Source organism: Streptomyces panacea (genome assembly GCF_040560175.1).
Taxonomy (GTDB): domain Bacteria; phylum Actinomycetota; class Actinomycetes; order Streptomycetales; family Streptomycetaceae; genus Streptomyces; species Streptomyces panacea.
This window is the reverse complement of record NZ_JARJHW010000153.1, coordinates 1-17,974: the sequence shown is the minus strand read 5'-3', so window position 1 is coordinate 17,974 and position 17,974 is coordinate 1. Positions and strand designations below refer to the sequence as shown.

General features: G+C 71.1%; 16 protein-coding genes and 1 pseudogene. 11 read left to right on the top strand and 6 right to left on the bottom strand.

The features are described 5' to 3' along the window. Positions 1–56 precede the first annotated feature (56 nt). On the top strand, positions 57–1,022 hold the full coding sequence (locus P3L51_RS27660) for an SDR family NAD(P)-dependent oxidoreductase (protein WP_354608025.1): 966 nt from the start codon (positions 57–59) through the stop codon (positions 1,020–1,022). 131 nt (positions 1,023–1,153) lie between these two features. Here P3L51_RS27660 and P3L51_RS27655 read toward each other — a convergent pair whose 3' ends face one another. Then, entirely contained in the window at positions 1,154–2,014 is an 861-nt protein-coding gene (locus tag P3L51_RS27655; RefSeq protein ID WP_354608024.1) for an SDR family oxidoreductase, read from the bottom strand. 120 nt (positions 2,015–2,134) lie between these two features. Between P3L51_RS27655 and P3L51_RS27650 the strand changes: the two are divergent. The 6 genes and pseudogenes from P3L51_RS27650 to P3L51_RS27625 all read left to right on the top strand — a co-directional run. Continuing rightward, a pseudogene (locus P3L51_RS27650) lies at positions 2,135–2,506 on the top strand (winged helix-turn-helix transcriptional regulator); the annotation flags it as partial. A 570-nt stretch (positions 2,507–3,076) separates the two neighbouring features. Next, complete coding sequence (locus tag P3L51_RS27645; protein ID WP_354608023.1) at positions 3,077–4,024, top strand: hypothetical protein; 948 nt, start codon at positions 3,077–3,079, stop codon at positions 4,022–4,024. A gap of 235 nt (positions 4,025–4,259) precedes the next feature. After that, on the top strand, positions 4,260–5,228 hold the full coding sequence (locus tag P3L51_RS27640) for a sugar phosphate isomerase/epimerase family protein (RefSeq protein ID WP_354608022.1): 969 nt from the start codon (positions 4,260–4,262) through the stop codon (positions 5,226–5,228). Positions 5,229–5,352: 124 nt separating this feature from the next. Then, the gene (locus tag P3L51_RS27635; RefSeq protein WP_354608021.1) at positions 5,353–8,631 is read left to right on the top strand and encodes a PQQ-dependent sugar dehydrogenase; all 3,279 of its coding nucleotides are present in this window, start codon (positions 5,353–5,355) and stop codon (positions 8,629–8,631) included. Positions 8,632–8,881: 250 nt separating this feature from the next. Further along, entirely contained in the window at positions 8,882–10,054 is a 1,173-nt protein-coding gene (locus tag P3L51_RS27630) for an ROK family transcriptional regulator (RefSeq protein WP_354608020.1), read from the top strand. A 132-nt stretch (positions 10,055–10,186) separates the two neighbouring features. Further along, complete coding sequence (locus P3L51_RS27625; RefSeq protein WP_354608019.1) at positions 10,187–10,543, top strand: PRC-barrel domain-containing protein; 357 nt, start codon at positions 10,187–10,189, stop codon at positions 10,541–10,543. Positions 10,544–10,582: 39 nt separating this feature from the next. Here the strand turns inward: P3L51_RS27625 and P3L51_RS27620 are convergent, their stop codons facing one another. The 4 genes from P3L51_RS27620 to P3L51_RS27605 form a co-directional block, all read right to left on the bottom strand. Then, positions 10,583–11,014 (bottom strand): nuclear transport factor 2 family protein, encoded by a 432-nt coding sequence (locus P3L51_RS27620; RefSeq protein ID WP_354608018.1) that lies wholly within the window; start codon positions 11,012–11,014, stop codon positions 10,583–10,585. Positions 11,015–11,090: 76 nt separating this feature from the next. Next, on the bottom strand, positions 11,091–11,927 hold the full coding sequence (locus P3L51_RS27615) for a serine hydrolase (protein ID WP_354608027.1): 837 nt from the start codon (positions 11,925–11,927) through the stop codon (positions 11,091–11,093). A gap of 143 nt (positions 11,928–12,070) precedes the next feature. Next, positions 12,071–12,790, bottom strand: coding sequence for a chitinase (locus P3L51_RS27610; RefSeq protein ID WP_435594535.1), 720 nt, complete (start codon positions 12,788–12,790; stop codon positions 12,071–12,073). A 196-nt stretch (positions 12,791–12,986) separates the two neighbouring features. Further along, positions 12,987–14,126 (bottom strand): winged helix DNA-binding domain-containing protein, encoded by a 1,140-nt coding sequence (locus P3L51_RS27605; protein ID WP_354608017.1) that lies wholly within the window; start codon positions 14,124–14,126, stop codon positions 12,987–12,989. 154 nt (positions 14,127–14,280) lie between these two features. Between P3L51_RS27605 and P3L51_RS27600 the strand changes: the two genes are divergently transcribed. From P3L51_RS27600 to P3L51_RS27585, 4 genes are all read left to right on the top strand, one after another. Then, on the top strand, positions 14,281–14,901 hold the full coding sequence (locus tag P3L51_RS27600; protein ID WP_354608016.1) for an L-threonylcarbamoyladenylate synthase: 621 nt from the start codon (positions 14,281–14,283) through the stop codon (positions 14,899–14,901). Between the two features lie 178 nt (positions 14,902–15,079). Beyond that, entirely contained in the window at positions 15,080–15,679 is a 600-nt protein-coding gene (locus tag P3L51_RS27595) for a molybdopterin-dependent oxidoreductase (protein WP_354608015.1), read from the top strand. Beyond that, a complete protein-coding gene (locus tag P3L51_RS27590; protein ID WP_354608014.1) occupies positions 15,679–16,428 on the top strand; it encodes a ferredoxin reductase in 750 nt (249 codons plus the stop codon). Before P3L51_RS27595 ends, P3L51_RS27590 begins: the two co-directional genes overlap by 1 nt. Before the next feature lies 1 nt (position 16,429). Continuing rightward, on the top strand, positions 16,430–16,774 hold the full coding sequence (locus P3L51_RS27585; protein ID WP_354608013.1) for a DUF6510 family protein: 345 nt from the start codon (positions 16,430–16,432) through the stop codon (positions 16,772–16,774). Positions 16,775–16,815: 41 nt separating this feature from the next. Here the strand turns inward: P3L51_RS27585 and mmsB are convergent. Further along, positions 16,816–17,974, bottom strand: a 1,159-nt coding sequence (gene mmsB / locus P3L51_RS27580; RefSeq protein ID WP_354608012.1) for a multiple monosaccharide ABC transporter permease, incomplete at its 5' end; no start/stop codon positions are given.

The window sequence follows — 17,974 nt, the reverse complement described above, 5'->3', positions numbered from 1 at the left end:
ATCACCGACCGCGTGGGAGTTGACTTCGGGCGCGCTCCAACTCGTAGCTTCGATCCATGACCACTCAACAGCATCGGATCGGCTCCGGATTCGGAGCCCGCACCACCACGGGCGACGTCCTGCGGGGCATCGACCTGTCCGGCCGGCTCGCGGTCGTCACCGGTGGTTACTCGGGACTCGGCCTGGAGACCACGAAGGCACTCGCCGGCGCCGGAGCGCGCGTGGTCGTTCCCGCGCGGCGGCGCTCGACCGCACTGGCAGCGGTCGACGGGATCGACGGCGTGGAGGTCGACGAGCTGGATCTGACGGATCTGGTCAGCGTCGAGTCCTTCGCCGACCGGTTTCTCGCCTCCGGCCGCGGCATCGACCTGATGATCGACAACGCCGGGATCATGGCCAGCCCGGAGACACGCGTCGGACCCGGCTGGGAGGCGCAGTTCGTCACCAATCACCTCGGCCACTTCGCACTCGTGAACAGGCTCTGGCCGGCGATCGAGCGCGGCGGGGCGCGCGTGGTGTCGGTCTCCTCCAACGGTCACCAGCTCTCGCCCATGCGCTGGGACGACGTGCATTTCGAGCAGGGCTACGACAAGTGGCGGGCCTACGGGCAGGCGAAGACCGCCAACGCGCTGTTCGCAGTTCAACTGGACGCGCTAGGGCGGGGCTCCGGGGTGCGGGCCTTCTCGCTGCATCCCGGCACCATCGCCACCTCACTGGGACGCCACATGTCCGAGTCGGAGCTGGCGGATCTGTCGACGACGATCGACGCCAGCCCGACGAACGCCGGCTGGAAGACCCCCGAGGAGGGCGCCGCGACGCAGGTCTGGGCGGCGACGTCGCCGCAGCTGGCCGGCATGGGCGGGGTGTACTGCGAGGACTGCGACATCGCCGGGCCGGCGGCCCCGGGCACCGTGCTGGGCAGGGGGGTGAACGCCTGGGCGACCGACCCCGAACAGGCCGCGCGGCTGTGGCGGTTGTCGGCGGAGCTGACCGGGGTGGACGCGTTCGCGACGACACCGTGAGCGGGACGCCATGAGCCGGACGCCGCGAGCCCGCTCGCGTAAACCCGCCCGTACCCCGAGTCCGCCCGTACGAGTCCGAGCGCGACCGTGGGCAGCGCGGGTCCGCCCGGCCCACGGTCGCGGACAGCGCGTCAGGCCTTGAGCGCCTCGGCGACCGACTCGGCCAGCGGCGTCGTGGGCCTGCCCGCCAGGCGGGACAGGTCACCCGTCGTACCGACGAGGAGTCCGCGCTCGATGGCCTTGTCCACGTCCACCAGGATCCCGGCCATCGCCTCGGGCACACCGGCGCCCGTGAGGATGCCCAGCAGCGTCTCGCCGGGGACGTTGTTGTACGCGATCGTCCGGCCGGTCCGCCCCGACAGCTCCGCCGCGTACTCGGTGAAGGACCACGCGGTGTCGCCGCACAGCTCGTACGCCGTGTTCAGATGCCCCTCGCCGGTCAGTACGGCGGCGGCCGCCGCCGCGTAGTCCGCGCGGGTGGCACTGGCGACGCGGCCCTCGCCCGCCGCGGCCACGACGGCGCCGTGCTCCAGCACGGGGGCCAGGTTCTCGGTGTAGTTCTCGGTGTACCAGCCGTTGCGCAGGAAGGTGTACGGCAGCCCGGAGTCCAGGATCAGCCGCTCGGTGGTCTTGTGCTCGGCGGCCAGTTCGAAGTCGGCGTCGGGGCCGCCCAGTACACCGGTGTACGCGAGTTGCGCGACGCCCGCCGCCCGCGCGGCGTCGATGACGGCGGTGTGCTGCGGTACGCGGCGGCCGACCTCGCTGCCGGAGACGAGCAGGACGCGGTCGCCGGCCCGGAAGACGTCCGCCAGCGTCTCGGGCCTGTCGTAGTCGGCGATCCGCACCTCGACACCGAGCGCCGCCAAGGGCGCGGCCTTCTCCCTGTCCCGCGCGACGGCGGCGATCTCACCGGCCGGCACGTCGGCGGCCAGCAGGGATTCGATGACGAGACGGCCGAGGTGTCCGGTCGCTCCGGTGACGACGATACTCATGAGGCGCCCAATCCATTTCGTGTGATTTGCCAAGCTTGGCACTGGTTCGTGACTCGCTGGATCAACGATATGTTCCACACTTACTCACAGGAAGTACCCACCTTGAAGTAAGGTACCGGAATGGACGAAAGCATCCCCACTCCCGACGTCAACCGGCGGATGTGCCCCTCCCGGCTCGTACTGGAACATGTCACCAGCCGTTGGGGCGTGTTGGTGCTGGCCGCTCTGCTGGAGCGCTCGTACCGCTTCAGTGAACTGCGCCGCGCGGTCGACGGTGTCAGCGAGAAGATGCTCGCCCAGACCCTTCAGACCCTGGAGCGGGACGGCTTCGTCCACCGCGACGCCAAGCCGGTCATCCCGCCGCGCGTGGACTACACCCTCACCGATCTGGGCCGCGAGGCGGCCGAGCAGGTGTGGGGGCTGGCGCGCTGGACGGAACGGCGGCTGGAGGCGGTGTTCACGGCCCGCGAGGCGTACGACGAGGCGCGCGCGCTCGCGCCCCAGCCCGGACCCCAGCCCGCGTCCCAGCAGGCACCCCGGTCCGCGCCCCGGCCCTCGTCGCGGCCCGCACCCCGGCCCGCGCGGCGGTAGTCCGCCCACGGCGAGGCCGGACCCCTCCGAGCACCCATTCCCTTCGCGTCCGCGAACGCGGGCTCCCAGTCGCGCCGTTGCGCGCTCTCCGCCGGACAGGGCCCCGCCCCCCGGGCGTTCCGTCGCCCCTCGCACCGGCACGGCACACCTTTTGATGAATCATTAGAAAGTTCCAGAGATTCGTACCGAACCTCTGGACAGTCTTCACGCGGCGCTCTAATGTCTCGGCCCACCGAGACATTGTTTCGTCGCGGTAACACCGCAGCCGATCGGCGTTCACCCGAACGCCGTTCACCTCACGAGTCTTTCCACGTCTCTCCCCCCATGGCCGGGCCACCGCCCGTCACGAGGCGCTGCGCCGACCGCCGTCACGACGGTCGTCGCACACGCACCGTGCAGCACCCCCGTCGCAGGACGGGGCAACCGGCCGGGTCACCGACTCTGCCGTGACCGCAGCTGAAGGGAAGCGACATGAAGATCCGTACGTTCATCGCGACGGCCTCACTGGTGGCATCCGGGAGCCTGGTGGCCTTCTCCGGCTCCGCCCAGGCCGCCCTCTACACCACCTGTGTCGGTGACGGAGGCGCCGTGACCGTCAGCAACGACCTGGTCGTCCCGGCCGGGAAGTCCTGCACCCTCACCGGCACCAAGGTCAAGGGCTCGGTGACGGTCGAGGCCGGCGCCGACCTCGTCGCGGCGGGCGCCACCTTCAACGGCGCGGTCAACGTCGAGGAGAACGCCTACCTCGACCTGACCGACACCACCGTCAAGGGCGCGCTGACGACCGAATCCGCGTTCGGCACGCACCTGGAGAAGAGCAACCTCAAGGCGGTCGACGCCACCGAGGGATTCGTCTACGCGGTCGACTCGACGCTCGGCGGGAACGTCACCACCGAGAACGGCGAGCTGTACGTCTCCGGCAGCACCCTCAACGCGGCGCTGACGGGCGAGGGCAACCAGTACACCGACGTGTACGACTCCACCGTCAAGGGCGCGCTCACCGTCAACGGGAACACCCTGGGCGGCGTGTTCTGCGCCAGCGAGGTGTACGGCGTCGCGACGTACTCGGGCAACGCCGACAACCTCCAGATCGGCGGCGAGGGCCTGCTCGGATCCTGCGCGGGCGCCTCGTACTTCGGCGGCAACCTGGTCGTCACCGACAACACCGCGAACTCCGTGCTCGACAACGCGATCGTGCGCGGTGGACTCACCGCGACCGGCAACAACCCCGTCCTGGTCGTAGGCGAGTTGGCGCGTATCCGCGGCGCCGTCACCGGGGACACCGCCGCCGCGTCCGCCGCCCGCTCCGCCAAGAAGGCCGCGCCGCAGGACCGTGGCGCCGAGCTGGCCGAGAAGGTCGCCGAGCGTGCCGCGGCCGCGAAGGCCGACGCCCACGAGGCCGGCAAGTCCCGCCTCTGACGCCCAGCGGCACCCGCCGCGACACCAGCGGGTGACGGCGACCGCCCCCGTCGCCGTACCTGCGAACCCCCGCGACCGCGCACCAACGCGGCTCGCACCAACGCACCGCTCGGCGCTTCCCCTCCCGCCGGCACAGCAGTCACCCTCCGCCGTCGTGGCGCGCACCGCCGAGAGCAGTACTCCGGCCGCGCGCGCCCCGGTTCGTACCCTCTTCTCCTCATTCCCAGGAGTGACCGTGAGCCACATTCACAAGTCCTTCGATCGCAGGGACTTCCTGCGCGCCACCGCCGGCACCACCGTGGCCCTCGCCGCCGCCTCCGTCACCGGGGCCGCCGCGACCTCCGCCGCCGCCGCGCCGAGCAATCTGTCGATCCCCAAGGACCGGATCGGCATCCAGCTCTACAGCATCCGCGACAAGGTCAGCGCACTCGGCTTCGCCGTCGTCCTCACCGAGTTGGCCCGGATCGGCTACAAGGAGATCGAGTTCGCCGGATACACCCAGAGCACCTCCATCCTGGGCCGGCAGATCACCCTCCAGGAGATCCGCAAGCTGCTCGACGACAACGGCCTGCGCGCGGTCGGCAGCCACGTCGGCATCGGCAACTTCCGCTCCAACCTCCAGGGCGAGCTGGACGCCGCGCAGATCCTCGGCATGCCGCACGTGGGCACCGCCAACGCGCCGACGAACGTCAACACCGTCGCGGGCTACCGCGCCGCCGCCGACGAGTTCAACGTCTGGGGCGCCGCGGCGACCGCGCGCGGTCTGAAGCTCTACCAGCACAACCACGCGGGCGAGTTCGCGTTCGCCACCGACCAGCCGTCGGTCCGGCTGTACGACGTGTTCCTCAAGAACACCGACCCGCGCCACGTCTATCTGGAACTGGACATCTACTGGGCGTACGTGGGCCAGTACCGCTACCCCGGGTTCGACCCGGCCGCGTACGTGCGCAACCAGCCGTACCGCTACCCGCTGTTCCACATGAAGGACGGCGACGCCAACTCGGCGAACGCCAACGGCTTCGACATCGTCGAGTTCGGTGCCGGAGACCTCCCTTACGAGAAGTTCGTCCGCGACATCGGGCCGCGCGCCTCGCACGTCGGTATCTGGGAGCAGGACACCGCGCCCAACACCCTGCCGAACCCGCCCGGTTCGCTCGGTGCGGCCGAGCGCAGCTTCACGGCACTCAAGGGACTCCTCGGCTGAGCGAGCCTCCCCCGAAGAGCACACGAGGCGCCTCCGCGCGCGGAGGCGCCTCGCTGTGTTCCGTCCGCTCCCCTACCGCCAGCGATCGAGGAGACGTATCACCGTGCACCGCACCCTGAGACGCATGATCACAGGGGTCCTGCTCGTGGCACTGCCCGCGCTGGGCGGTGTGGCCGTCGCGCCCGCCGCCCAGGCACACCCGGGCCACGAACACGCCCTGGACTGGTCGAACTACGAGAAAGTCACCCTGACGAAGGACACCGGCGAGCCGATCGACCTCGCCGTGCTGCCCGACAACCGTGTCCTGCACACCGCCCGCAACGGCGACGTGCGGCTCACCGACCCCGGCACCGGTGTCACGAAGGTCGTCAACCACGTCGACGTGTACCAGAACTCCGAGATGGGGTTGCAAACGGTCACGCTGGACCCGGACTTCGCCACCAACAAGTGGGTCTACCTCTACTACTCGCCGCCGCTGAACACCCCGGCCGGCTCCGCGCCGCAGACGCTGCCCGCGGGGCAGACCGACGCGTACTGGAAGCAGTGGGAGGGGTACGACACCCTGACCCGCTTCAAGTGGACCGGCGACAAGCTCGACCTCTCCACCGCCCAGGAGATCATCCGGGTCGACGCCAACCGCGGCCAGTGCTGCCATGTCGCGGGTGACGTGGACTTCGACAGCAAGGGCAATCTCTACCTCGCGACCGGCGGCAACACCCCGGCGTCGGGCCCGAACGTCAACGGTTACACGCCGATCAACGACGCGGCCGGCTTCAACCCGGGTCTCGACGAGCGCCGTGGCGCAGGCAGCACCAACGACCTGCGGGGCAAGATCCTGCGGATCGCCGTCCAGGAGGACGGCAGCTACACCGTCCCGGACGGGAACCTCTTCGAGCCGGGCACGGCCAAGACCCGCCCCGAGATCTTCGTGATGGGTCTGCGCAACCCCTTCCGGCTCGCGGTGGACCGTGAGACCGACGCCGTCATGTGGGGCGACTACGGCCCCGACGCCGGCACCGCCGACCCGAACCGCGGCCCGATGGGTTACGTCGAGTGGCAGACCACGACCAAGCCGCTGAACGGCGGCTGGCCGTACTGCACGGGTGACAACACCAAGCCCTACCGGGACTTCGACTTCGCCACCCTCACGCCCGGCCCCGCCTTCGACTGCGCGAAGCCGGTCAACGACTCCCGCTGGAACACCGGCCTCACCGAGCTGCCCCCGTCCGCGCCGGCCACGCTCTGGTACGGCGACAAGGACAGCGACCAGCCGTGGCCCGAGCTGACGGCCTTCCGCGGTCCCGGTGGTCCGGGCGGCCAGGCCCCGATGGGCGGTCCGGTCTACCACTACGACGCGGACAACCCCTCGCCGGGCAAGTTCCCGGAGTACTGGGACGGCAAGGCGTTCTTCGCGGAGTTCTCGCAGGACTACGTGGCCGCGTTCACGCTCGACGGTCCCGACGGCCCTGTGAGCAAGCTGGAGAACGTGCTGCCCAACAGCCAGCGTTCGCAGAACGGCATCCCGCAGTGGGACAACCCGATGGACCTGGAGTTCGGCCCGGACGGCGCGCTCTACGTCCTGGACTACGGTGACGGCTTCTTCCGGCAGAACCCCGACGCGGGTCTCTACCGGATCGACTACGCCGAGGGCAACAAGGCTCCCACCGCCGTGATCAAGGCCGACAAGACGTCCGGCCAGGCCCCGTTGCAGGTCTCGTTCAGCGCGACCGGCTCCAGTGACCCGGAGAACGGCGACCTCACCTACCAGTGGGACTTCGACGGCGACGGCACGTTCGACGCCACCGGGCCGACGACCACGCGTACGTATCCGGACAACGGGCAGTTCCAGGCCCGGCTCAAGGTCACCGACCCGCAGGGCAAGTCGGGTCTCTCCAGCCGTCAGATCACCGTGGGCAACACGGCGCCGACGGTACGGATCACCTCGCCGCCCGACGGCGGGTTCTTCAACTGGGGCGACGCCGTGCCGTACGGCATAGCCGTCGAGGACCCGGAGGACGGCACCACGCCGGACTGCGCCAAGGCCGCCTGGACCTTCGGTCTCGGGCACAACCAGCACGGGCACCCGGTCAACAGCGGCACCGGTTGCACGGGCGGCGTAGCGACGCCGGCCGACGCGGGGCACGGTGACACCGAGAACGTCTTCGGCGTTCTCGGCATCACCTACACCGACAAGGGCGCGGGCGGCGTGCCGCCGGCCACCGGTGACGCCCAGGTGGTGCTCAACCCGGCGCTGATGCAGGGCGAGCACTACGACTCGGCCGAGGGTGTCACGATCGCGGACGACACCACGGCGTCCGGCCAGCGCAAGCTGACCTCCTTCGACGCGGGTGACTGGATCGCGTACGACCCGGTGTCGTTCGCCGGGATCAACGGGGTCAAGACCCGGGCGAGTGGCGCCGGCACACTGGCGCTGCGCTGGGGCTCGGTGGACGCGGAGCCGTTCGCGACGGTGCCGGTACCGGCCGGTGAGGGCTGGCAGACCGTCACCACCGCGCTGGGCAACGCCCCTTCGGGGACCGGCGAGGTCTTCGTCACCACCTCCGGTGGTGTCGAGCTGGACTCGCTGACCTTCCAGGGCGCGGGTGTCGCGGACAAGACCGCGCCCAAGGTCACCGCCACGCTCAACCCGCCCCGGCCCAACGGTGACGACGGCTGGTACACCAGCAACGTGACGCTCGCGGTCGCGGCGACCGACAACGGGACGGTCGCCAGCCGTCAGTACTCGATCGACGACGGGGCCACGTGGCAGTCGGCGAACGCGGCCGTCACGCTGTCCCGCGAGGGCGCCACGACGGTCCGTTACCGGGCGACCGACAACGGCGGCAACGTCTCCGAGGTGGGCTCGCTCACCGTACGGATCGACCGCACCGGTCCCACGGTGACCGCCACCGGTATCGACGCCGACGGCGTCTACGGGGACTCCAAGCGCCCGACGCCGGTCTTCTCGGCGACGGACGCGGTGTCCGGCGGGGCGACCGTGACGGCCACGGTGGACGGCAAGGCCGTCACCTCCGGCCAGGCGCTGGAACTCTGGCGACTGCCGCTCGGGAACCACGACCTCACGGTCAGGGCCCGAGACAAGGCCGGCAACACCACCACGAAGACGGTGGCCTTCACCACCCGTACCTCCTACGCGGACATCCGCGCGCTGATCACCCAGCTGCGGGCCGACGGCCTGATCACGGCACAGGGACAGCAGCGGCTGACCGTACGGCTCGGGCAGGCCGAGGCACACGCCGACGCGGGCCGCACCAGTCAGGCCGCGGCCGTACTGGAGTCGTTCGCCGGCTACACCGCCGACACCGCCCTGGTGCCGGACAGCGCGGCGGGCGCGGCCCTGGCACGGGACGCCCGGGCGCTGAAGGGAGGCGCCACCGGCTGACGCCATGACTCACAGGGCTGCCCCGCCGCCACGCCCCGCTCTCATCGGCGGGGCAGTTCTGTGCGCGGGCCCGGCTCCCTCGCGGAGGGGGCCGGGCCCAGTTCCGTCAACAATGCGGCAACTTTCGACGTTCTGTGAAAAAGTTGCCGGGGGCCGCCCGCGTACCGCCCCGTACGCCCGCGCTCCGCCCCCGCTCCGCCGCGCGACACCTCCCGAAAGCTGTCCGAAGGCGTCCAGAGGAAGTGAGTCCGTGAGCATCCAGTACCGCGTGTTGAGTCTGCTGCGAGACAACGGCCCGCTGTCCCGCGCCCAACTCGCGGACCGGCTGGAAGTTCCCCGTCCGCGGCTGCTCGGCGAACTCGACCGCATGGTCGCCGCCGGGCGGGTCAGCGAGGCGGGCCCCGCCGCGTCGCGCGGCGGGCGGCGCTCCACCCTCGTCCAGCTCGACCCCGGTCTGCGGTTCGCCGCCGTCGATCTGGGCGCCAGCTCCGTCGACATCGAGATCACCGACGGCGCGCTCGCGCCGGTGGCCTCCATCTCCGAGCCCGCCGACATCCGCTCGGGCCCGGTCGCCGTGCTCGGCCGCGTCAGCGAACTGCTGCGCGCGATGGCCGACCAGGGGCACTACACGCGGCTCGACGCGATCGGTATCGGTCTGCCGGGGCCCGTCAGTTTCCGGGAGGGCGTACCGGTCTCGCCGCCGATCATGGTGGGCTGGAACCGCTTCCCCGTACGGGACACCCTCGCCCACGCGCACGGCTGCCCCGTCGTGGTCGACAACGACGTCAATGTGATGTCCCTCGGGGAGCAGCACAGCGGTGTCGCGAGGACCGTCGACCATCTGCTCTTCGTGAAGATCGGCAGCGGTATCGGCTCCGGCATGCAGCACCACGGCCGTATCTACCGGGGCGCGGAGGGCTGCGCCGGCGACATCGGGCACGTCCAGGTGGAGGCCGAGGCGGACGGGCCCGTCTGCTCCTGCGGGAACACCGGCTGTCTGGAGGCGTACTTCGGCGGGGTGGCGCTGGCCAGGGACGCGACGGAGGCCGCGAAGTCGGGCCAGTCGCCCGCCCTCGCCGAACGGCTCGCCGAACGGGGGGTGTTGACCGCCCAGGATGTCGCGCAGTGCGCGGACGGCGGCGACAACACCTGCGTCAACCTCATCCGGGCGGGTGGCCATCGGGTGGGGCAGGTGCTCGCCACTCTGGTCAGTTTCATGAACCCGTCGATGATCGTGATCGGCGGCGGTCTGACGGGGCTCGGCTATCCGCTGCTCGCCGAGATCCGCAGCGTCGTGTACAAACGCTCGCTGCCCCTCGCCACGGGCAATCTGCCGATCGTCATGTCCGAACTGGGTCCGCGCGCGGGCGTCGTGGGCGCGGCGCTGCTGGCGAGCGAACTGGCGTACGGCGAGGAGTCCTGACGGGCCCGGTCCAGCCCGTACGGCCGTCCCGAGTGGCACCCGGGCACGCGGTCGGCGACCATGACCGGAACCGGGCGGGGTGTCCGCACCGGTGAGCCCGGCGGCGAGGGCGACCGGAGGAGGAGAGCCGACATGATCGATTCCGCGGACATCCGCGAATGGCGTACCCACGAGGTCGTCGACTCCGAGGGGCGCAAGATCGGTTCGCTGGAGGCGGTCTACGTCGACACCCGCACCGACGAGCCTGCCGTGGCGACCGTGCTGATCGGCGTGCCGACCCGGCGCCGCCTGGTCTTCGTCCCGCTGGCGGGAGCAGTCGTGGGGCCGGCGTACGTCAGGGTCAACTACTCGAAGACCGCCGTGAAGGACGCGCCGTCGATGGGCACGGACGACGTGCTGCCCGCGGAGGACGAGCAGGCTGTCTTCTCCCACTACGGCCTGCCCTACCAGCCGGGCCCCAGCGGCGAACGCCAGCTCGCCCGCCGCTGACCCGCCGCACGGTGGAGAGCCTGCCGCGGCCCGGGCCGCTCAGGGCAGCCGCGTAGCGTCGGCGACGGCCCCGGTGTCCCAGTAGAACGGCCGGACCTCGGCGATCCGGCCGTCGGTGACCGTGACCGTCTGGAGGATCGGGAAGGCCAGCTCACGGCCGGTGGCCCGCGCGCGGGCCCGGACCCGGGTGAGTACCACGGCGGGGCCCCCGTGCGCCCCGGTGGCGAGGAATTCCTGCTCCACCATGTCGAAGGACTCCCACACGCCGCTCATTGACCGAAAGAACCTCTCCATGCCGTCGTGGCCACGCCAGGTTCCGCCGTACGGCAGGGCCTCGGCCTGACGCAGTACGACGTCGGGCGAGAAGAAGGGGGCGAGCACGTCGAACGAGGCGGCGCCCGGCCCGCCGGCCGCCAGGTACCGCGCCTCGGCCGCGTACATGCCGGTGAGGACGGTCATCGGGTTCGTCATGCTCCGAGCATGATCGGTCCGGCAGGGCCGCACCGGCGGCAATCGGACATCGACCTGGCCGGGGGCCAGGGGTGCCTCAGCGCTGCTCCGCCTCGACGAACGCCTTCACCGCGGTGGTCGCGGCCCGCTCCACCAGCGCGATGCCGGAGCGGTAGGACTGCTGCCCGTCGGACAGCACCGCGACGAGCAGGGTGTGGCCCCCGTACTCGACGCGCCCGATGCTGTTGACGTCCCACAGCTTCTTCTCGCCGCGCGGCAGCCAGCCGTTCTTCAGCGCCGGTGTGGCGCCGGCCTTGCCGTCGTCGGCGGCGGATATCCCCCACCGCTGTTTCGCCTCGACCGTGCTCATGAGTGAGCGCAGATAGCCGCGGGAGGGCTCGGTGAGCGGGGAGTGGGCGTCGCCGAGAACCGCCTCCAGGAGCACCATCTGGTCGGCCGCGGTGGTGCGGGTCAGGCCCCAGTGGCCGTCCTTGTCGGTGCGGGTGTCCTTCAGGCCGAGGCGTTTGTTGGCGGCGTTCAGGCCGTCGGTGCCGCCGATCACCTTCCAGAGCCTGTTCGTCGCGGCGTTGTCGCTGTTGCGGATCATCGCGTCGGCCAGCTTCTTCTGCTGCGCGGTGAGGGGCGCTCCGCGGTCCTGCGCGTCGAGCAGGAGGGCCGCGAGTATGTCGACCTTGACGACGCTGGCCGTGTCGAAGGCGCCGGTGTCCTCGCCGTACACGGCCGTGTGCCGGGCGTCGAGGTCCTCGACGGCGACGGTGTAGCGGCCGTCGCCCGCGGGCAGCGCGTCGAGCGCCTTGCTCATCGCGCTGTCGACGCCGGCCGGCGTGGCCGCGGTACGGGCGGGGCCGTCGGCCGCGTGGGCGGCGGTGAGTACGGAGGCGGGCACCGTCACGGCGAGTGCGAGTGCGGCCACGGCCAAGGTCGGCAGTCTGCGGAAACTAAGCACAAACCGGACATTAGGCAATGCGGGCCCCGTTAGGCAACGTGCGTATGGTCACACGGACGCCGGTACCCGGCCCGGCGGGCGGCCGGACCGGGTACCAGGACGACGGCCGCTCAGCAGGTCAGATCGCGGCCCGGCGCGGTGCGCAGCACGCGCGTGAACTGCTTGTACAGCTCGACCCTGTGTTCCATCTGCGCGGGGTTGCCGCCGTCGCACTCGGCGGATCCGTTCAGGCTCCAGATCGTCTGGCCGAAGCCCTTCCTGTTCACCATCGCGTCGTGCCCGGTCATCGTGCCCGGCCCGGACTGGGTGTTCCAGTACCAGAGGGCCGTCATCCAGGCCACGGCCGGATCGGTCTCGACCAGCCACGGGTTGTTGAGCAGGTCGAGGCCGAGCGCGTCGCCGGCCGCCTTGTAGTTGAAGTTCCAGCTCAGCATGATCGCGCCGCGCCCGTAGTACGCGTCCCGCCCGGCCGGGCAGCCGTAGGGCTGGGTGTCGTCGCAGAAGATCGGATACATGTCGGGGTTCTGCGACACCACGTAGAACAGCCCGCCGGTCTCATGGCTGATGTTGGCGAGGAAGGCCGCGGCCTCCTGCTTGCGGGTGGTGCGGCTGCCGGTCTTCGCGAAGCCGGGGTACGCCTCGGTGGCCTCGATGAGGCCGTCGTACGTGAAGAACGGATCCCGGTCCGGGAACATCCGCTCGAACTGGGCCTCGCTGACGGCGAAACGGGGCTTGTGGTGCGGCGCCCGCGCCTCGTCCGCCGCCCGGCCCACCGCCGCCGCGGGCAGCGCGGCGACCAGCAGTCCGCAGACGAGCAGCAGGGCGGCCATGACGGCCGTGGTGCCTCTTCTCAACACAGGTTCACTCCTGAACGGTGTGGGGGATCAGGACGTTCACGGGGACCGGCGTCCATCCACAACTGCGTTCCCGCAGAGCGCGGTTGCACGGGCACCGCCGCGCAGAGGCTACGGGCAGCGGCCCACCCAAGGAAAGGTCCATACCAATTCTTTGAACAACGGAGATCCTTCACCTCCCCGGCAGGACCCGTACCTCCGCGCTCGGCGGCAGCTTGGCCCACCAGTGGCCGTACCGGCCGTACACCCCCGGCTCCCGGTCGGCGAGCAACGCCGTCAGCGACCGGGCCTCCGCCGCGAGACCCGCCCAGGTCTCCTCCGACAGCGGGTGGAAGGCCCGTGCCTCGATGCCCTCGGCGACCGGTCGCCACACCCCGGCCACGTACCCGTCGACCAGCAGGGTCGGCAGCACGTCGCCGTTGATCCGGATGACGAGCCTGCGGTAGTCCGGCGGAAGGACCCGGCTCCGGTCGGAGTAGGCCAGCAGCGTGCTGTCCCACATCGCCATCAGCCGGGGCGGCGCCGGCGTGTCGCCGTCCGGGCGCGACGCGCCCGGCACGTCGTACAGCTCCGTACCGTCCGGCCCCTCCAGTACGTCGAGGCCGCCCGCCAGGGCCTTCAGGGCCTCTCTGACACGCGCCCGCTGGATGAGGGCGAACTGCGCCATGTCCGCCACCGACGCCGGGCCGAACCCCTCCAGATAGCGCGTTATCAGCTTCGGCAGGGCGGCGTCGGACGCCGCCTTGTCGCGGACCGCCGGCCAGGGACTCGCGACGTACGACGGCCGGGAGCCGAACGACCAGGGCGTCCCGGTCGGGGCGTGCAGCAGCGGTGCGTATCCCCGCAGCCCGCGCCATGCCCCGGGGCCGGGCGGCGCGCCGAGCCGCTCCCCCAGCCACACCTCCAGCTCGGCGGCGGTCCGCGGGTGCCCGGCGTGCTCCAGCAGCGCGGGGACGAGCACATCGGCGTCGTCCGGGGTGAGCCCCGACGCGGTGAAGCGGCTGTCGAGCCTGGCGGCCCGCACCGTGGGCTCCACCGCCTCCCGGAACGTCCGGTGGTCATCGGCGTGGACGGCGTGCAGCGTGATCCGCATCAGCGTCGCCTTCACCACCTCGTAGCCGTTGAAGGCGGCGTCGAGAGCGGCCGGATCGAAGTCGGTCGTCCTGTTCCACAGCGCGAGGTACGGCGAGGCCGCCTGCTGGGCCTGGAGGGCGACGACGCGGACCGCGTCGGCGACGCCGAGCGGTTCACGGCGCAGGAGGAGCTGGCGGGCGAGGGTGGAGCGGTTCAGCTCCTGAGCGGTGATCTTCACGCGGGGATTCTCCCGCCCGCGGGCCCGCGAACGCCACTGTCGGCGGCCGGTGGTCGCCGTCGGCAACCGGCCACCGCGGGCGGCTCGCGTCAACCTCCGGAACGACCCACTCCCGATGCGGTCCGGGCCGCCGGACAGGCCCTAAGCTCGGCCAATGGCCAAGTATTTCGACGTACACCCCGAGAATCCCCAGCGCCGCACCATCACCGGCGTGGCCGAGAGCATCCGGTCCGGCGCGCTCATCGCGTACCCGACGGACTCCTGTTACGCGTTGGGCTGCCAGCTGGGCAGCCGCGACGGCATCAGCCGGATCCGGTCCATCCGCGACCTCGACGACCGGCACCACTTCACCCTCGTCTGCCAGAACTTCGCGCAGCTCGGTCAGTTCGTGCAGATCGACAACGACGTGTTCCGCGCCATCAAGGCGGCGACGCCCGGCAGTTACACCTTCATCCTGCCGGCGACCAAGGAGGTGCCGCGTCAGCTGCTGCACCCGAAGAAGAAGACCGTCGGGGTCCGGATCCCGGACCATGTCGTCGCCCAGGCCCTGCTCGCCGAGCTCGGGGAGCCGCTGCTCTCCAGCACGCTGCTGCTGCCCGACGACGGCGAGCCGATGACGCAGGGCTGGGAGATCAAGGAACGGCTCGATCACGTGCTGGACGTCGTGGTCGACTCGGGCGACTGCGGCACCGAGCCGACCACCGTCATCGACTTCTCCGGCGGTGAGCCGGAGATCGTGCGCAGGGGGGCGGGCGACCCCGCGCGGTTCGAGTAGGCGGTACGGCTCCGGGCGGCGCCGGACCCCTGCCGGTCTCGCGTCGCCGCCCCGGGCCCGCGCGTCTACGCTGGTCTGAGGCTGTCCGGACCGTGCTCCCGGCCGCGTCTTCCGTGCCTTTCGGCCGTGCTCGCCGGTGTGCCCTTCGACCGTCCGGGCGGAGGAAGGAAGTCGCGCCATGGCGATCATCTCGCGCGGATTCCACGGCCGGAGGCCCGCCCCCGGCCGGGAACTGCCGCCCGGACAGTACGAGGTCCACGACTTTCCCGTCCTCTCCGCCGGGCCCACACCGCGCGTGACGCGCGAGGAGTGGGAATTGACCCTCACCACCGAGACGGGCACCCGGCACACCTGGGACTGGGCGCGGCTGATGGCGCTGCCCGGCGAGACGCCGACGGTCGACCTGCACTGCGTGACGAAGTGGTCGAAGTTCGGCACCCGCTGGGAGGGCGTCTCGCTCGACGTCCTCATGGCGGACGTCGAGACGGCGGCCGAGTACGCCCTCGTCCACTCCTACGGTGGCTATACGACCGATCTCCCGCTGGCGGACCTGCTCGACGGCAAGGCGTGGATCGCCCACCGTTACGACGGCGAGGAGCTGGCCCCGGAGCACGGCGGCCCGGCGAGGCTGCTGGTCCCGCACCTGTATCTGTGGAAGTCCGCGAAGTGGGTGCGCGGGATCGAGCTGCTGCCGGCCGACGAGCCGGGGTTCTGGGAGAGCCTGGGCTACCACTCGTACGGAGACCCGTGGCGCGAGCAGCGGTACCAGGGCGACTGATGACTGGGGCGGCGGGCACGGCGGGCGTGCGGCTGCGCTGGCTGGTGGCCGAGCTGGTCGACCGGCGCACCGAGTCGCGGACGGCCAGGACGCTGGTGTTCGACGTGCCCGGCTGGCCGGGGCATCTGGCGGGCCAGCACGTCGACGTACGGCTGACGGCCGAGGACGGCTACAGCACACAGCGCAGCTACTCGCTGGCGTCCGCGCCGGACGGCGACCGCGTCGAGCTGACGGTGCAGCGGGTTCCGGACGGTGAGGTCTCGCCGTATCTGCTGGACGGTCTGGAGCCGGGCGACCGGGTGGAGCTGCGCGGTCCGGTCGGCGGCTGGTTCGTCTGGCGGCCGGAGCAGCGCGAGCCGGTACTGCTGGTGGCCGGTGGCTCCGGGCTGGTGCCGCTGATGTCGATGGTGCGGGTGCGCGGCGCCGTGGGCGGGCGGGCGCCGTTCCGGCTGCTCTACTCCGTACGCGAGCCGGGCGATCAGCTGTATGTGCCCGAACTGCGTCACGGGGCGCCGGGTCTCGACACGGCGTATCTCTACACGCGCGCCGCCCCGCCCCGACACCCCAGGCCGGTGGGCCGGTTGCGGACGGCGGACCTGGTCCGCACGGGCTGGTCGGCGGAGCTGCGACCCACGTGTTACGTGTGCGGGCCGACGGGTTTCGTCGAGTCGGCCGCGTCGCTGCTGACCGGCCTCGGCCACGCCCCCGACCGGATCAGGACCGAACGCTTCGGCCCCAGTGGAGGATGAGATGGACGTCGACCGGACTCGTGACGAGGCGCATGAGAGGGACGAGGCGCATGGGAGCGGCGCAGGGGACGAGAAGGACGAGGCGTACGAGGACGGCAACGCGCTCGGCGGGCCGCTCTCCGAGATCTTCGCGGTCGACCTGACCGCCGCCGTCGGCCGTTGCGCCGGGTGCGGCGCCACGGGCCCGATGGCCCGGCTGCGCGTCTACGACCGGGCACCGGGTCTGGTGGCCCGGTGCCCGGACTGCGCGCGGGTGGTGCTCCGGCTGGTCCGGGGGCCGGACACCGCGTGGCTCGACCTCCAGGGCGCCTCCTCACTGAGGATTCCCCTCGGCCCGGCGTCCTGATCCCCGGACTCGTCGCGGCGTCAGGCGCCCACCCCGCGGTGTCAGGCGCCCACCCTCCGTTTGTTCCAGACGTCGAACCCGACGGCGGCCAGCAGCACCAGCCCCTTGATGACCTGCTGGTAGTCCGTGCCGATGCCGACCAGGGACATTCCGTTGTTGAGGACACCGAGGACGAGACCACCGATGATCGCGCCGAACACCGTGCCGACGCCGCCGCTCATCGACGCGCCGCCGATGAACGCCGCCGCGATGGCCTCCAGTTCGAAGTTGACGCCCGCCTGCGGGACACCGGCGTTGAGGCGCGCCGCGTAGACGATCCCGGCCAGTGCGGCCAGCACGCCCATGTTGACGAAGACCAGGAAGGTGACGCGCCGGTCCTTGACGCCGGAGAGTTTCGCCGCCGCGCGGTTGCCGCCCAGCGCGTACACATGGCGGCCGACGACCGCGTTGCGCATGACATAGCCGAAGCCGATGAGCAGCGCGGCGAGCAGGAGCAGGACGACCGGGACGCCGCGGTAGCTCGCGAGGGTCATGGTGAAGGCGAGGACCGCCGCGGCGAGTGCCACGCACTTGGTGAGGAAGAGGTTGCGGGGCAGGACCTCCAGGTCGTACTCCTTCTGGCGGCGGCGGTCCCGGACTTCCTGGAGCAGGGCGAACGCGAGCAGCGCCAGCCCCAGCAGGAGTGTCAGATTGTGGTAGTCGGTGGCCGGTCCGATCTCCGGGAGATAGCCGGTGGAGATCTTCTGGAAGCCTTCGGGGAACGGACCGAGCGAGCGGGACCCGAGGAAGATCTGTGTCCCGCCGCGGAAGAGGAGCATCCCCGCGAGGGTGACGATGAACGAGGGGATGCCGACGTACGCGATCCAGAATCCCTGCCAGGCACCGGCCACCGCGCCGATGGCGAGGCCGAGCACGAGCGCGAGCACCCACGGGATGTCGTGTTCGACCATCATCACGGCGCACGCGGCCGAGACGAACGCGGCCAGGGAGCCGACGGACAGGTCGATGTGGCCGGCGATGATGACGATCATCATGCCGATGCCCAGCACCAGGATGTAGCTGTTCTGGAGGACCAGGTTGGTGACGTTGTTCGGCTTGAGGAGTACGCCGTCGGTCCATATCTGGAAGAGCACGACGATCAGCGCGAGCGCGATGAGCATGCCGTACTGCCGCATGTTGCGCCGTGCCGCGTCCAGCAGC

Bases quoted from the DNA above. Each gene is read 5' to 3' on its own strand.
- P3L51_RS27585 (WP_354608013.1), top strand. From the start codon at position 16,430: ATGGACGTCGACCGGACTCGTGACGAGGCGCATGAGAGGGACGAGGCG.
- P3L51_RS27620 (WP_354608018.1), bottom strand. From the start codon at position 11,014: ATGACGAACCCGATGACCGTCCTCACCGGCATGTACGCGGCCGAGGCG.
- P3L51_RS27595 (WP_354608015.1), top strand. From the start codon at position 15,080: ATGGCGATCATCTCGCGCGGATTCCACGGCCGGAGGCCCGCCCCCGGC.
- P3L51_RS27590 (WP_354608014.1), top strand. From the start codon at position 15,679: ATGACTGGGGCGGCGGGCACGGCGGGCGTGCGGCTGCGCTGGCTGGTG.
- P3L51_RS27610 (WP_435594535.1), bottom strand. From the start codon at position 12,790: ATGGCCGCCCTGCTGCTCGTCTGCGGACTGCTGGTCGCCGCGCTGCCC.
- P3L51_RS27655 (WP_354608024.1), bottom strand. From the start codon at position 2,014: ATGAGTATCGTCGTCACCGGAGCGACCGGACACCTCGGCCGTCTCGTC.
- P3L51_RS27600 (WP_354608016.1), top strand. From the start codon at position 14,281: ATGGCCAAGTATTTCGACGTACACCCCGAGAATCCCCAGCGCCGCACC.
- P3L51_RS27645 (WP_354608023.1), top strand. From the start codon at position 3,077: ATGAAGATCCGTACGTTCATCGCGACGGCCTCACTGGTGGCATCCGGG.
- P3L51_RS27635 (WP_354608021.1), top strand. From the start codon at position 5,353: ATGATCACAGGGGTCCTGCTCGTGGCACTGCCCGCGCTGGGCGGTGTG.
- P3L51_RS27660 (WP_354608025.1), top strand. From the start codon at position 57: ATGACCACTCAACAGCATCGGATCGGCTCCGGATTCGGAGCCCGCACC.
- P3L51_RS27625 (WP_354608019.1), top strand. From the start codon at position 10,187: ATGATCGATTCCGCGGACATCCGCGAATGGCGTACCCACGAGGTCGTC.